This window comes from Sphingomonas endolithica (genome assembly GCF_025231525.1).
GTDB lineage: Bacteria > Pseudomonadota > Alphaproteobacteria > Sphingomonadales > Sphingomonadaceae > Sphingomonas > Sphingomonas endolithica.
This window is the reverse complement of the sequence record NZ_CP103057.1, coordinates 3,968,322-3,981,680: the sequence shown is the minus strand read 5'-3', so window position 1 is coordinate 3,981,680 and position 13,359 is coordinate 3,968,322. Positions and strand designations below refer to the sequence as shown.

The window sequence follows — 13,359 nt, the reverse complement described above, 5'->3', positions numbered from 1 at the left end:
GCTGGGATGCCGAAATATCCGGCATCCGACCCTGAACCGTCCTGATCGCAGCCCCTCCGCGCTCTTGACGATGCCGGTGTGGCCGAGACCTCATGCAAAGGGCAACCCCTGCAGGCGTCCTGCGCGGCCAAGTGCCGGAGCGACGCGGCGAGCCGTTGAAAATCCGGTCGATCTTGCGGTGGAATCAACTGGGCGCTGCAGCTTCATGAGCGATTGCGTTGATCTTGCGCCATAAATGCGAGCGTCAGCGTAGCGCCCGCACGGCCTCCAGCACCTCGGCGGCATGGCCTGCAACACGTACCCGTGGCCAGGATCGCTGCAGCACACCGGCGGCATCGAACAGCCAGGTGGAGCGCTCGATCCCCATATATTTCCGGCCGTACAATTGCTTCTCCACCCACACGCCGAACGCCTCGCTCGCCGTCCCGCTTTCGTCGGAGGCCAGCGTCACGGTCAGGTCGTATTTGGCGATAAACTTGCGGTGCTTTGCCGGGCCGTCGCGCGACACGCCCAGGACCGCACATCCGATCGCGCGAAAATCGTCACTGAGCGCACTGAAATCCTGCGCTTCACGGGTGCAGCCCGACGTATCGTCCTTGGGATAGAAATACACCACCAACGGCTGGCCGACATAGTCGCGTAGCCTGATCGTCGCGCCCTCCGCCGAGGCGAGTTCCACATCCGGCAACGCCGCGCCGATTTCGATCGTCATCATCGTCCCCCGATTGCCGTCCAGAATGCCATCACCTCATGACGCGTGCGATCGAACGCGGCAATCACCTCGACCCAGTCCGCCAGGCCAACCGCGCGTGCGATCAGCGCCTGCGTCGCCGTGCCCGGCACCTGCGCATCGGGCGCGACGAGCCGCAGCGTGACGATCATCCGGGCGAGCAGGTCATGCGCCGCGCGCAGGCCAGGTGGCGCAATCCCGGCGCCGATCAGGGCATCCAGCGCGCGGCCAAGATTGGCATCGAATGCCGTTCCGTGCAGCAATTGCGCAACATGGACGGCGAATTCCAGGTCGACCAAGCCGCCGGGCAACAGCTTGGCATCCAGCGGCCCGGCCGGTGGCTTATGCGCTGCCATCTCGGCACGCATCGCGCTCGCGTCGGCAATCACGTCGCGATCGACGCGGTCGCCGTGCAGCACGGCGCCGATCACCGCGGCGGTTGCGGTACGGGCAGCGGGCGATCCAAACACCGGCCGCGCGCGGGTCAATGCCATGTGCTCCCACGTCCAGGCGCTTTCGCGTTGATAGCGCGCAAAGCCGTCGAGCGAGACGCTGAGCGGCCCCTGTGCGCCCGATGGCCGCAACCGCGTGTCCACCTCGTAGAGTGGGCCGGATGCCGTCGCGACCGACAGGGCGCCGGTTAGCCGCTGCGCCAGCCGATTGTAGTAGAGCACCGAACCCAGTGGCTTCTCACCGTCCGATTCGGCGGCGAAATCCCCGGTGAAGATGTAGATCAGGTCGAGATCGGAGGCGTGCGTCAGCGCACCGCCACCCAGCCGCCCAAGCGCCAGGACGATCAGTTCGCTACCCGGCACGTACCCGTGCTTGGCGGCAAACTCCGTGACGGTCGCGGGCGCCAGCGTCTCGATCGCCGCTTCGGCAACGCGCGCATAGCCGGCCGACACGTCGAGCGGATCGGCGGCGCCGGCGATGATCTGGGTGCCGAGCGCAAAGCGCTTTTCGCCGACGATCTTGCGCACATGGTCGAGCAGCGCCTGGTAATGATCGTCGCCGGCCGTGTTCGTCGCCATTTCCGCCGCCAGCTCGGCAACCGAGCCGACCGCCTCCAGCGCCGTGGCATCGATCAACCCGTCGAGCAGCGCGACGCGCCGTCCCAATGCCTCGGCCAAGGGCGGCGCATGGCTCAGGATCGCGCCGAGCAACCGCGCCAGCGCCGGGCGCGCTTCCAGCAGCCTGAGGAAATTGATGGCGCTGGGGAGCCGAGACAACATCGCGTCGAGCTTGAGGATAGCACCGTGCGGATCGGGCGCCGTGCCGATCGCATCGATCAGCCCGGGCAGCACGGCCTCCAATGCCTGCAATGCCGCCGGGCTGCGCAACGCGACATAGCCGCCCGCGCGCCACTCGGCGACGCGTTGCGCCGCACCGGCGACGTCCACGAAGCCCGCCGCTGCCAATTGTTCGGCCAGGCGGTCAGGGTCGTGCGACAGCGTGCCCGCCTCTTCCGGCTCGATCGCGTCGTAGCGGCGCGCGGTGCTGGCGACATGCGGCGCAAGCAATTCGAGCAGCGCTTCGCCATCGGCCAACCCGTGCAATCGCGCGACGCTATCCAGCGCGGCGCCGACCGGCAGCCGATGTGTCTGCCGGTCGTCGATCATCTGCACACGATGCTCGATCGTCCGCAGGAGCGTATAGCTGCCGGTGAGCGCCACGGCGTCCGCTCGATCGATCCACCTTGCCTCGGCCAGTGCAGCCAGCGCATCGCGCGTCGCAGGCGCCCGCAACGCAGCGTCACGGCCGCCGTGGATCAACTGGTGGATCTGCGCGAAGAATTCCACTTCGCGGATTCCGCCACGCCCGCGCTTGAGGTCGAAGCCGGGGCCGAACGCCTGCCCTTGCGTGTGATGGCCGCGGATGCGTCGCGAAATCCCCCGAATCTCGCCGATCGCGCCGAAATCGAGCGCGCGGCGCCATACGAACGGGCGGATAGTGTCGAGGAAACGCTGCCCGAGCGCCATGTCCCCGGCGGCGGCGCGAGCACGGATATAAGCGGCCCGCTCCCAGGGCAGCGCCTGCGATTCGTAATAGCCGATCGCCGCATCGACCGGCAGCGCTGCCGGTGTCGCCTCGGGCGATGGGCGCAACCGCAGGTCGACGCGCAGCACATAGCCGTCGCCATCACGTGCCTGCAGCAATTCGACCACGCGTTTGGCGATGCGCACCGCGGCCTCCTGCGGCTCCTCGCGCGGACGGCAGGGCAGCGTCAGCGGATCGAATATCAGCACCGGATCGATGTCGGACGAATAATTGAGTTCGTGGCTGCCCTGCTTTCCGAGGGCGATCGCGGCGAACCCGCGAGGCTCGGCGTCCGGCGTACGCTCCTGGATGGCAGTACGGATCGCCATATCGAGCGCGCGATCCGCAAAGTCGCTGAGTGCTTTGGTGACTGCCGACAGATCCAGAACACCGGACAGGTCGCCAATCGCGACCAGCAGTGCCAGGCGCCGGCGTTCCAGCCGCAAGCGGCGTGCGACGGGCATGTCGGGATCGTCGACCGCCACCTGGTCGAGCGGCAACAATCCCGCGTCCAGCATCGCCTCCAGCTCGGGCTCGCGGCCCAGCGTCATTGCCAAAAAGGGCGCATGGTCCCGCGCTCGGGCAATGGCGGCGATGATTTCGGGCCTGGGCGCCATTGCCTTCATGCCGCCGAGAATGTTACCCGAGATAACATTGGTCATCGGTGAGCAACAAATGACGTCATCAGCCGTTTATACCACATGACCGAACCCGTCGCTACGCACCCGGACAGCATAGGTTTCGACGGAGTCCGCGTGGGCATATCCTGCGCCGGCGAGATGATGTCGCGGTCACTTCACTTGGCGTACGACAATCGGCTCGAGCATCCCGACATGTTCACCATGCTGTTGGACAGGCTCGACCAGATCGACTGACCCCACCTCAGTCGCGATTGCGACTGAGGCTTTCGACTTCACCCATGATCGTATCGAGCGCGGTCATGCCAGGCTCATTGCTGTGCGTGCGGCGCGACGGCAGCGATCCGTCGCCAAGAATGGCCTCAAGCGCCACACGACCACGCGCGACTCGGCTCTTGATCGTGCCGACGGCCACGCCGCAGATTTCGGCTGCCTCTTCATAGGCAAAGCCACCGGCACCAACGAGAATCAACGCTTCGCGCTGGGGCTGTGGCAGGTGCAGCAACGCACGCTGCATATCGCCCAACTCGACGTGGCGGTCCTGGCTGGCAGGTGCGGCAAGAATCTTGTCGGCGACCAGATCGTCCCACTCGCCCTTGAAGCGCGCCCGGCGCATCTGGCTGAGATACAGGTTGCGCAGGATGATGAAGGTCCAGGCGCGCATGTTCGTGCCGGCTTGAAAGCGCTGGCGGGCAGCCCAGGCTTTCATCAAGGTCTCTTGGACGAGATCGTCCGCGAGATCGCGATTACCCGAAAGCGACCGACCGAAGGCGCGCAGATGCGGAATGACCTGCGCCAATTCCTTCTTGAATTCGGGATCGGACAGCGGGACATGTTCGACCACCACGTCTTGGCCGATATCGTCTTCTGTCGTGTCGGAGTCGCTCATGAATACCCGCTCTTTGCCTCACCGGCGTATAACATAGGAAGCCGCGGCGCTTTGCGCCACGGCAGCTCCAACAATCGCCGGGAATATTAACGCAATAGCAGGTACGCGAAAATCGCGATCACGAGCACCAAGGAAATAGCCAGAACGTAGCGGGTCACCCCGGGGGTCGCGCCGCCGCGCGCCTCGGTGCCGGATACATGGATTTTTTCGTTAGGATCGGTCATGCAAGCTCAAACCCGCGAAAAACGTTTTGGCTCCGTATCAACGGGAACTTTCGTCCTTCGCGGGCACCTTTCATCAGGCTGACGGCACCGTCGATTGATCGAAGAACAAGGCCTGCGCGATCGCCGCTTTGACGGTGGAACGCTGAAACGGCTTGGTGATGAGGAACGTCGGCTCTGGACGTTCGCCGGTCAGCAGCCGCTCCGGGAAGGCAGTGATGAAGATCACCGGCACTTCGAACTCGGCAAGGATGTCCTTCACCGCGTCTATGCCGGATGAATCGTCCGCCAGTTGGATATCTGCCAGAACCAGGCCCGGCCGATCCTCCATCGCCAGCGCCACTGCCTCGTCGCGCGTGACGGCAACGCCGGTCACGTCATGGCCGAGATCGCGCACGATCGTCTCGATATCCATGGCGATGATCGGCTCGTCCTCGATGATCAGCACGCGCGAGCGCGTCTGCTTCTCGATCTCGCTCAATGCCTCGGCGACCAGCGTATCCACTTCGCTTGCATCCACGTCGATCAGATACGCCGTGTCCTCGGGCGTGAAGCCCTCCATCGCGGTCAGCAGGAGTGCCTGGCGCGACAATGGCGTCATGTGCGCAAGCCGCGCCCGTGCGATCGATTCATGATCGTCGCCCTCATCGGCGCCGGAATTCTCCAACGTCTCGTCATAATTGGTCGACGCCCAGATCGCCTGGAACATGCGGTAGAGGCCCAACCGCGGATCGACGTCGCGCGGAAACTCGGCCGGCGCGGCGACGATCGCCTCCAGCGTGGCACGAACATAACGGTCGCCATGGGTCTGGCTACCGGTCAGCGCGCGACCATAGCGGCGCAGGAAGGGAAGATGAGGGGCAAGTTGCTGTCCAAGCGACATAACTGTCGAGGTCTCCTGACGTGAAATGGCCGCGCCCTTGTGGAAGCCACTCAACGCCTTTGCAATGCGTTTCGCGTGCCAGGCACCCAACCGGATTTTTTCGGCTCGCAAGCGGAACAATCGAGGTTGTATTTGGTTTCATCCGCTGTTCACACTAAGGTCCACCCAGCGGTCACCACGACCGCTCCGTGTCGCGTTCGTACCATTCGTTGCCGGCGATGTCCGGAATTCCAGGGGACATTGCATTGCGTTCGGGCGACTCTTCGAAAAAACCGGCGGCCGAGACGGCAAGTACAAAGGTGCAGAACAAGGACCGCGACATGGGTGCGGCACTGCGCACCGTGTATCAGAAGACGGTTGAGGAAGAGATACCTGACGACCTGCTCGATCTACTGGGCAAGCTCGACTGACCGGTTCGTGATCGATCCCGCCGCCCAGCGCGCTCCGGGTTCCGCCGATAGCAGTGACGGTGCCGAAGACGCGTCGAACGTGATCGTGCCAAGCCGCTCGTCGCTCTTCGTCGCGCAGATCCCGACCGGCGCCAAGATTTTCCTGATCCTGAGTGCCGCCTTGCTGCCGCTGGCGGTGATCGCTTTCTTTGCGACCCTGAAGACCACACAGAATGCCGATGCCGATGCGCGCGCCAGGCTGCGGGTCGCAGCTTCCGAAAGCGCGCGCAAACTGTCGATCGAGCTGATCGGCGACATGACCGCCTTGCGCACTGCGCTGAACGCGCTGGATGCGGATGCGGGCGACGCGCCGAGCTGCGCACGCGCCCAAGGCGTTTTCGCGCAGCAGGCAGCTGGCGGCACGCGCTTTGCGATCGTCGACAATCGTGGGCGCCTGTTGTGCGGCGCGCAGCTGCCAGCGCCCATGGTGCTGATCCCCTCCGCCCATGATGCGCCGATCGCCGCGCGCGTGCTGCCGGGACGGGGCCTCGTCCTGGCGATCGGCGGCCGAGCCGGTGGCACGAGCGCCACGGCCTTCTTCCCGGCGGGCTTCTTGGCACAGACCGGGCGGCCGAGCGGCTTTACCCCGCCGTTCGAAGCAACGCTCGAGCGCGGCGGCGACAGTGTCATGCTGGTCGAATTGCCGCCACGTGCTGCGCTGGAGCGGCGTGAGTCCCTTCATGCCGCGCTTGGAATCGGGGAGCTGACGCTCAGCATGACGGTGCGCAGCTTGCCGATATCGTCGCCATTGCTGATCGCGCTGCTGCTACCGATCCTGATGTGGGCCGCGGCGGCGAGCATTGGCTGGTTCATCGTCGATCGGCTGCTGATCCGGCCGCTGCGCCGGCTGCGCACCACGGTGGCCGCCTATGTGCCCGGCGAGGAGATCGATCCCGACGAGGTCCGCGCCTTGCCCGCGCAGGAGATCCGCGAACTCGGCGACACGTTCCGCGCGATCAGCCGCACCGTGGCGGCGCACGAGGCCGGCCTTGCCGAGGGATTGGTGCGCCAGACCAAGCTCACGCGCGAAGTGCATCACCGCGTGAAGAACAATCTCCAGGTGATCTCCAGCCTGATCAATTTCCATGCGCGTGGCTCGAAATCGGTCGAGGCGACGGCGGCTTATTCCGGCATCCAGCGCCGTGTCGATGCGCTCGCGGTCGTCCACCGCCATCACTTTGCCGAGATGGAGGAAAGCCGCGGCCTGTCTCTGCGCTCGGTGATCGGGGAGCTCGCATCGAACATTCGCGCGACCGCCCCTGCCGGCGCCTCGCAGCTCGGCATCGTGCTCGATGTCGAGCCATGGCTGGTCAACCAGGATGTCGGCGTGGCGGTGGCATTCCTGCTGACGGAAATCGTCGAGCTCGCCATGAGCTGCAATGCGGGCGCCCAGATCCGCATCTCGGTGAAGGGCGGCGACACCGTCGACCGGGCCATCCTGCGCGTCAGTTCGCCGGCCCTGATCGATTGCGGTGCGCTGCAGGATGGACTGACCGATCGGTATGGCCGCGTGATGGAGGGTCTGTCCCGCCAGCTGCGTGCCAAGTTGCACCACGATCCACTGATCGGTGCCTACGAGATCGCCATCGCGGTGATCGGCCGCGACTGATCGATTCCGACCGCGATCGTTTTTTCGCGAAAAAGCCGGAACCGATCTTCTCGATGGCCGTTTTGTCTTCGGATAGCGAATTTATGCCCCCCCGCTCTCGCTATCCACGACATGGGCCCGGAAGCGTCTACCCTCCCCCCCCGGAGGCGCTTCCGGGCCCCACTACTTTCTGCGGGCTTGCACCTCATCTGCCGTGAAAAATCGGAGCGCAGCCGGAACGATCCAGCGCCTTCGATCATTTCCGCTATCTAGGCAGATACGCCTGCAAGGAGATCCAATATGCGCAAGTTCATCCCGATCGCGACCGTGGCCGTTGCTCTGCTGGTCAGCGCCTGCAACACCGTCGCTGGTGCCGGCAAGGACGTCTCGTCGGCTGGCGACGCAGTCGCGAAGACTGCCAAGGACTAAGCTTCGGCCATTCGGCGAAGTACCGAGCCCTCTCCCCTATGGGGAGGGGGCTTTTTCATGTCAGGCGGGCTCGATGGTCTCGGCCGCGGCGACCTTCGCCCGCTTCCGCTCGGTGAACCAGATGCCGATCAGCGCGAGTTCGTACAGCATCACCAGCGGGATCGCCAACAGCAGCTGCGAGCCAACATCCGGCGGGGTGAGCACCGCGGCGAGCGCGAATGCCGCGACGATCGCATACCGCCGGGCGGCGACGAGTTGCTTGCGCGTCACGATCCCTGCCCGCTCGAGCAGCATCAGCAGCACCGGCAGCAGAAAGGACGCGCCGAACGCGAACAGGAACTGCATGACGAACGACAGGTAATTGGCGACCGAGGGTAGCGCCTCCTGCCGGATGCCACCCAGATCGCCCTGGAACGACAGCAGGAAGTGCAACGCCATCGGCACCGCGATGTAATAGGCCATGGCGGCGCCGCTGAGGAACAGCACCGGCGTTGCCAGCAGGAAAGGCAGCAGCGCGCGCTTTTCCTGGCGGTACAGACCGGGCGCGACGAACTGCCACAATTGCATCGCGATCACGGGGAAGGACGCCATCATCGCGGCGAAGAAGGCGACCTTCACCTGGACCAGGAACGCCTCGAAGATCTGCGTATAGATGATCTTGTTCTGCCCCGCCTGCACCAGCGGGTGGACCAGGAAGCTGAAGATCGGGCGGGAGAAATAGAAGGCGATGGCAAAGGTCAGCGCCAGCGCAAGCGCGCAATAGAGCAGCCGACGACGCAGTTCGATCAGGTGATCGAGCAGCGGCGCGCGGGTAGCGTCGATCTCGGTCGTGTCGTTCACGACGCCGTCTTCGGGTCGGTCGTCGGCGACGCGGCCTCGACGGCGCTGGGATGATGCGCCGGCACGTCGGCGCTGTCAGGCACCTGGGGCCGAATCGGCTGCTCGATCATCGCAGGTTGCTCGACCATCACTGGCGGAGGATCGCCCGCAACCGGCGGTTCGCCGGCCGCGGCATGCTCCACGACATCATGGTCTTGCACGATAACCTCGGGCACGCTGTGGTCGGTGCTCGGCTGATGTTCGCGCATGATGCGCTCGTTCTCGGCCGCCCACTTCTTTTCCATCTCGTGCAGTTCCGCCTCGCGGACCATTGAATCGAAGCCGGATCGGAACTGACGCATCACGCCACGCGCACGACCGACCCAGAAGCCGACAAAGCGCATCGCTTTCGGCAAATCCTTGGGGCCGATCACGACAAGCGCGACCATCGCGACGAGCAGCAATTCGGTAGGCGCGACGTCGAACATTCAAAAAGCCTGTCAGCGAAGAAAGCTAAAACTCAGCGCTCTTCGCGCAGCTTCTCGCCGTCGCGATCGAATGCGGGATCGGCCGCCTTCTTCGCGTCGATCCGGCTGACTTCCGGCTTGTCGTCTTCCTCGGCCATGCCCTTCTTGAACTGCTTGATGCCCTTGGCGACATCGCCCATCATGTTCGAGAAACGACCGCCGCCCAGGAGCAGGATCGCAACCACTCCGAACACCAGCCAATGAACCAGGCTGAAACTACCCATCACGCATCTCCTTGGAGGTTGCAGGGTGTCTAGTCCTGTTTTGTTTCAGTTACCACCTCCAGTTGCTCGGTTGCGAGATCGACGGGGTCGAGCAACCCGGCCGCCTTCAGATCGTCTAGCCCAGGCAGGTCGCGGCGGCTGGCAAGGCCGAAATGCGCGAGGAATTCCGCCGTCGTGGCATAGAGAAGCGGGCGCCCCGGCACCTCGCGTCGGCCGGCCGGGCGAACCCAGCCTGCCTCCATCAACACGTCGATCGTGCCCTTGGATATCTGCACGCCGCGAATCGCCTCGATCTCGGCGCGAGTCGCGGGTTCGTGATAGGCGATGATCGCCAGCGTCTCGATGCCCGCACGGCTGAGCTTGCGCGGCTCCTCATGGGTACGGCGCAGCAGATGCGCGAGATCGGCCGCGGTCTGGAAATGCCAGCGCTCTCCGCGCCTGACGAGCTGAATGCCGCGCGGCGCATAATCTTCCTGCAAGCGCGCCAGCGCCGCACGCACACCGGTCGCGTCGTTCAGCTGCGCGCGGATCGCCTCCACGGACATCGGCGTCGTCGCGGCGAACAGCACCGCCTCCACCGCGCGGACCAGCTCGTCGCGGCTATCGGCAAACCCGCTCATGCCGGTGCCCGCAGGTATAGCGGCGCGAGCGGCGCGTGTTGCCGCAACTCCACTTTGCCCTGGCGCGCCAGCTCCAGCGCCGCGACGAAGCTGGAGGCGAGTGCCGAGGCGCGAAATTGCGCGTTCGCGGTATCGGGCAGGAAAGCCCCGATCGCGCGCCACTCGATCGATGTGCCGAGCAGGCGCGACACGCGCTCGAGTGCGGCCTCCAGCGTCATGACGTGGCGATCCGTCACCACGTGCATCACCGGGCGGTTGCGCGCTGCGATCCGGCCGTAGGCGGCGATCAGGTCGAAGATCTCCGCCTGCCACAACGCCTTGCGCGTCGTGCGCAATCCCTCCGCCTGGCCGTGCACGAACACATCCCGCCCTATCCTGTCCCGCGCCATCAACCGCGCCCCGCCCTCACGCATCGCATTCAACCGTTCGAGGCGCAGTTGCAGCCGCAGCGCCAGCTCGTCCGGATCGGGCTCGATCGTGGGGTCGCGCGGCAGCAGCAGCGCGGATTTCAGATAGGCGAGCCATGCCGCCATCACGAGATAGTCGGCGGCAAGCTCCAGCTTCAGCGCCGCCGCCTCATCCACGAAGCGCAGATATTGCTCGACCAGCGCCAGGATCGAAATCTCGCGCAGATCCACTTTCTGATTGCGCGCCAGCGCCAGCAGCAAATCGAGCGGGCCCTCCCAGCCATCGATCTCCAGGGTCAGGGTATCGGTTTCGCTCATCGGGGCACACTAGCGGGATCGGGCGTGGCGGCCACCCGGATCGTGATGCTCGGCATGATCGAAAGCCAGACTGCGGTGGCCCTACAGACCCGTTCGTGTCGAGCGAAGTCGAGACACCTTTCCCCAGCGCAGGTGTCTCGACTCCGCTCGGCACGAACGGATGGTGGTGGATCTGTCTGAAGTCATGAAACTCTGCCTCCAGCACATACTTTCGTGTTCTCCCGCGAAAGCGGGAGCCCAGGGTCCCAAGCGACTGCACAGATGACGGTGCCCCCCTACCCAGCCGTCACCCCGGACTTGTTCGGCAGTTGTACCGCTGGAACAAGTAATTCGCCGTCATCCCCGCGCAGGCGGGGATCCATATACTCGAACGTCTGATTTCAACCGCTAAGCGCGCCACTATGGATCCCCGCCTTCGCGGGGATGACGAACCATTTTGGAAAGGGATAGTTGCCGACTTGTTCCGGGGTCCACTGCGCCGCACAATCCGCCCTTGAAGGCGCTATCGTAGAGGCAAGCCGCTTGGTGGACCCCGGAACAGGTCCGGGGTGACGGCTAGGCTGGCTTTACGCATCCACAAACCGCCGCCTTGCACGCTCGATCGCCGACGTGCATCAGACCAGCGCGAGCAACGCATCGCGCTTGGCAATCAGCGCTTCGAAATCCCCCTCGCCCCGTACCCCAGCGATCGTCGCCATCGCGCGATCGAGTCGCACCACCGCAACCTGCGAGATCTCCGGCACCCGGCCGGCAATATCCTTCATCTCATGCATCCGCGCCCAGCAATCGAGCACCAGGTCGCACCCCGCAGCGATCGCACCGGCGGCCTTGTCGCCCGCGCTGCCGCTCAGCGCCTTCATGTCGATGTCGTCGGTCATCAACAGCCCGTCGAAGCCGATGCGCGTGCGGATGATGTCGCCGATGATGACCGGGGACAGTGTCGCCGGGCGCTCTGCGTCCCAGGCCTCGAACACGATGTGCGAGGTCATGCCCATAACGGCATCCTTCAGCGCGCTGAAGGGCGCCAGATCGTCGGCCAGTGCCCCCTCGGTGGCAGAAACGGTCGGCAGCAGATGATGCGAATCGACGATCGCGCGACCATGCCCCGGCATGTGCTTGACCACGCCGACCACGCCGCCGCGTTGCAGCCCGTCCAGCGTCGCCCGGCCCAGCGCCGCCACGCGCTGCGGCTCCCGCCCCAGCGCGCGGCTGGCGATCGCCTCGGTCGCGTCGGGTTGCGCCACGTCGAGCAGCGGCAGGCAATCGACGGTGATGCCCACCTCGGCCAGCATCAGCGCGATCGCCTCGGCATTGGCGCGCGCCGCCTCGATCGCGGAGATCGGCGCGATCTCGTACAGCGCATCGAAGGCCGGCCCGGCCGGGAAGACCGGCCATTCAGGGGGCCGCATCCGCGCCACGCGCCCGCCCTCCTGGTCGATCAGGATCGGCAGGTCGTCGCGCCCCGTCATCGCGCGCAGATCGTCGGTCAGCGCGCGCAGCTGTCCGCGCGTTTCGATGTTGCGTCCGAACAGGATGAAGCCGACGGGCTGCGCGGCGGTGAAGAAGGCGCGCTCCGCGGGCGTGACGACCGGCCCGGACAGGCCGAAGATGACGGGGATCATGATGTGCTCGCTAAATGCCTAGCCCACCGCCCTACCCCGCCGCACGTGCCTAAGTCGAGCGGTGGGGGTGTGGCAGTTGTGCAGCGCCATTTACCGCAATCGCAGCGTTCTCCCGCGGAAGCGGGAGTCCAGGGCTCCGGTAGATATCGTCTGTGGCCTTGGGCTTCCGCTTTGCGAGAGAACGAGGTCATATTCGGCGCAGCAGGCGACGCTAGCCTCGCCCTAGTTGCTCGCCACGAAGCACGCTTCGCCCGCAACCTTCAGCTTGCCGCACAATGCCGATGCCTGCCCGGCGCTGCCGGCATTGACGCGCAAGCGATATACCGTGCGCCCGTTCACCTCGGCCTTCTGCACCGATTTGCCCAGTGGCTCGAGATAGGTGAAGCGCTTGGACGACTTGGCCCATCCGGCATTGGCCTCGGCCTCGCTGGCGAAAGAGCCGAGCTGCACCAGCGCGCCGCCGGACGATGCCGCATTGGCAGCGGGCATGCGGCCCTGCGTCGGCGGGGTCGCGGTCAGCTTGCCGCCGGATGCGGGTACCGCGACGACGGCCTTGCTGCCGCCCATCGCGTTGCTGGTGCCGGGCTTGGCCTTGGTGCCCGTCACCGGTGCTTCCGGCGCGGCGTCGACATTGATCACCGCATTGCCGCCGGCCGTGCCGTCGCTGGTCGCGATGGCGCTGTCGCCTTCACCTTCGACCTTCAGGCCGCCGGGATCGTCGGGCTTGACCTTGTAATCGCCTTCCTGCGCGGCGATCAGATCGCCATTGCCCTCGACACCGCGGCTCTGCTCGTACCGCGAATAGGCGTACACGGCGGCGGCAAGCAACGCGACGCCGAGCGCCACCAGCAGGACGATGCGCAACACTGCGGGGCCCTGGTCGTAATCGGCCTCGACCGTTTCCAGCCACGGCAGACGATCCTCGTCGCGCGTGTCATAGTCGCCAGAATTGGCCATC

16 protein-coding genes are annotated in these 13,359 nt (G+C 65.4%); 4 read left to right on the top strand and 12 right to left on the bottom strand.

What is annotated here, in order from left to right:
* Window positions 1-244: 244 nt before the first annotated feature.
* Window positions 245-715 (bottom strand): peroxiredoxin, encoded by a 471-nt coding sequence (locus tag NV382_RS18960; RefSeq protein WP_418066714.1) that lies wholly within the window; start codon window positions 713-715, stop codon window positions 245-247.
* On the bottom strand, window positions 712-3,393 hold the full coding sequence (locus tag NV382_RS18955) for a bifunctional [glutamine synthetase] adenylyltransferase/[glutamine synthetase]-adenylyl-L-tyrosine phosphorylase (protein WP_418066804.1): 2,682 nt from the start codon (window positions 3,391-3,393) through the stop codon (window positions 712-714). Before NV382_RS18955 ends, NV382_RS18960 begins: the two co-directional genes overlap by 4 nt.
* A gap of 75 nt (window positions 3,394-3,468) precedes the next feature.
* Here NV382_RS18955 and NV382_RS18950 point away from each other — a divergent pair, with 75 nt between their 5' ends.
* Window positions 3,469-3,642 carry a hypothetical protein gene (locus tag NV382_RS18950; protein ID WP_260598387.1) on the top strand — a complete coding sequence of 58 codons (174 nt, stop codon included), beginning with the start codon at window positions 3,469-3,471 and terminating at the stop codon, window positions 3,640-3,642.
* A 7-nt stretch (window positions 3,643-3,649) separates the two neighbouring features.
* Here NV382_RS18950 and NV382_RS18945 read toward each other — a convergent pair whose 3' ends face one another.
* From NV382_RS18945 to NV382_RS18935, 3 genes are all read right to left on the bottom strand, one after another.
* The gene (locus NV382_RS18945) at window positions 3,650-4,294 is read right to left on the bottom strand and encodes a sigma-70 family RNA polymerase sigma factor (RefSeq protein WP_260598386.1); all 645 of its coding nucleotides are present in this window, start codon (window positions 4,292-4,294) and stop codon (window positions 3,650-3,652) included.
* Window positions 4,295-4,380: 86 nt separating this feature from the next.
* Entirely contained in the window at window positions 4,381-4,518 is a 138-nt protein-coding gene (locus NV382_RS18940; RefSeq protein ID WP_260598385.1) for a hypothetical protein, read from the bottom strand.
* A 73-nt stretch (window positions 4,519-4,591) separates the two neighbouring features.
* A complete protein-coding gene (locus NV382_RS18935) occupies window positions 4,592-5,398 on the bottom strand; it encodes a response regulator (RefSeq protein ID WP_260598384.1) in 807 nt (268 codons plus the stop codon).
* 245 nt (window positions 5,399-5,643) lie between these two features.
* On the opposite strand from NV382_RS18935, the gene NV382_RS18930 reads away from it, so the two are divergent.
* From NV382_RS18930 to NV382_RS18920, 3 genes are all read left to right on the top strand, one after another.
* Window positions 5,644-5,808 carry a NepR family anti-sigma factor gene (locus NV382_RS18930; RefSeq protein WP_260598383.1) on the top strand — a complete coding sequence of 55 codons (165 nt, stop codon included), beginning with the start codon at window positions 5,644-5,646 and terminating at the stop codon, window positions 5,806-5,808.
* Window positions 5,809-5,887: 79 nt separating this feature from the next.
* Complete coding sequence (locus tag NV382_RS18925) at window positions 5,888-7,456, top strand: sensor histidine kinase (RefSeq protein ID WP_312026783.1); 1,569 nt, start codon at window positions 5,888-5,890, stop codon at window positions 7,454-7,456.
* A 279-nt stretch (window positions 7,457-7,735) separates the two neighbouring features.
* The gene (locus NV382_RS18920; RefSeq protein WP_260598382.1) at window positions 7,736-7,864 is read left to right on the top strand and encodes an entericidin A/B family lipoprotein; all 129 of its coding nucleotides are present in this window, start codon (window positions 7,736-7,738) and stop codon (window positions 7,862-7,864) included.
* Between the two features lie 60 nt (window positions 7,865-7,924).
* Here the strand turns inward: NV382_RS18920 and tatC are convergent, their stop codons facing one another.
* The 7 genes from tatC to NV382_RS18885 all read right to left on the bottom strand — a co-directional run bounded on the left by tatC (window position 7,925) and on the right by NV382_RS18885 (window position 13,358).
* Window positions 7,925-8,704 (bottom strand): twin-arginine translocase subunit TatC, encoded by a 780-nt coding sequence (gene tatC / locus NV382_RS18915; protein ID WP_260598381.1) that lies wholly within the window; start codon window positions 8,702-8,704, stop codon window positions 7,925-7,927.
* Window positions 8,701-9,171, bottom strand: coding sequence for a Sec-independent protein translocase protein TatB (tatB, locus tag NV382_RS18910; RefSeq protein WP_260598379.1), 471 nt, complete (start codon window positions 9,169-9,171; stop codon window positions 8,701-8,703). Before tatB ends, tatC begins: the two co-directional genes overlap by 4 nt.
* A 32-nt stretch (window positions 9,172-9,203) precedes the next feature.
* The gene (locus NV382_RS18905) at window positions 9,204-9,434 is read right to left on the bottom strand and encodes a twin-arginine translocase TatA/TatE family subunit (RefSeq protein ID WP_260598377.1); all 231 of its coding nucleotides are present in this window, start codon (window positions 9,432-9,434) and stop codon (window positions 9,204-9,206) included.
* 29 nt (window positions 9,435-9,463) lie between these two features.
* On the bottom strand, window positions 9,464-10,054 hold the full coding sequence (gene scpB / locus NV382_RS18900; protein WP_260598376.1) for an SMC-Scp complex subunit ScpB: 591 nt from the start codon (window positions 10,052-10,054) through the stop codon (window positions 9,464-9,466).
* Window positions 10,051-10,779, bottom strand: a complete 729-nt coding sequence (locus NV382_RS18895; protein WP_260598374.1) for a segregation and condensation protein A — start codon at window positions 10,777-10,779, stop codon at window positions 10,051-10,053. Before NV382_RS18895 ends, scpB begins: the two co-directional genes overlap by 4 nt.
* A 614-nt stretch (window positions 10,780-11,393) precedes the next feature.
* Complete coding sequence (locus NV382_RS18890) at window positions 11,394-12,401, bottom strand: glycoside hydrolase family 3 N-terminal domain-containing protein (RefSeq protein WP_260598373.1); 1,008 nt, start codon at window positions 12,399-12,401, stop codon at window positions 11,394-11,396.
* Window positions 12,402-12,623: 222 nt separating this feature from the next.
* Entirely contained in the window at window positions 12,624-13,358 is a 735-nt protein-coding gene (locus tag NV382_RS18885) for an SPOR domain-containing protein (protein ID WP_260598372.1), read from the bottom strand.
* Window position 13,359: the final 1 nt, after the last annotated feature.

Excerpts from the sequence above, each read along its gene's own strand:
- NV382_RS18935 (WP_260598384.1), bottom strand. The coding sequence starts at position 5,398 with ATGTCGCTTGGACAGCAACTTGCCCCTCATCTTCCCTTCCTGCGCCGC.
- NV382_RS18890 (WP_260598373.1), bottom strand. The coding sequence starts at position 12,401 with ATGATCCCCGTCATCTTCGGCCTGTCCGGGCCGGTCGTCACGCCCGCG.
- NV382_RS18955 (WP_418066804.1), bottom strand. The coding sequence starts at position 3,393 with ATGAAGGCAATGGCGCCCAGGCCCGAAATCATCGCCGCCATTGCCCGA.
- NV382_RS18885 (WP_260598372.1), bottom strand. The coding sequence starts at position 13,358 with ATGGCCAATTCTGGCGACTATGACACGCGCGACGAGGATCGTCTGCCG.
- NV382_RS18950 (WP_260598387.1), top strand. The coding sequence starts at position 3,469 with ATGACCGAACCCGTCGCTACGCACCCGGACAGCATAGGTTTCGACGGA.
- NV382_RS18960 (WP_418066714.1), bottom strand. The coding sequence starts at position 715 with ATGATGACGATCGAAATCGGCGCGGCGTTGCCGGATGTGGAACTCGCC.
- NV382_RS18905 (WP_260598377.1), bottom strand. The coding sequence starts at position 9,434 with ATGGGTAGTTTCAGCCTGGTTCATTGGCTGGTGTTCGGAGTGGTTGCG.
- NV382_RS18895 (WP_260598374.1), bottom strand. The coding sequence starts at position 10,779 with ATGAGCGAAACCGATACCCTGACCCTGGAGATCGATGGCTGGGAGGGC.
- NV382_RS18940 (WP_260598385.1), bottom strand. The coding sequence starts at position 4,518 with ATGACCGATCCTAACGAAAAAATCCATGTATCCGGCACCGAGGCGCGC.
- scpB (WP_260598376.1), bottom strand. The coding sequence starts at position 10,054 with ATGAGCGGGTTTGCCGATAGCCGCGACGAGCTGGTCCGCGCGGTGGAG.
- tatB (WP_260598379.1), bottom strand. The coding sequence starts at position 9,171 with ATGTTCGACGTCGCGCCTACCGAATTGCTGCTCGTCGCGATGGTCGCG.
- NV382_RS18920 (WP_260598382.1), top strand. The coding sequence starts at position 7,736 with ATGCGCAAGTTCATCCCGATCGCGACCGTGGCCGTTGCTCTGCTGGTC.
- NV382_RS18945 (WP_260598386.1), bottom strand. The coding sequence starts at position 4,294 with ATGAGCGACTCCGACACGACAGAAGACGATATCGGCCAAGACGTGGTG.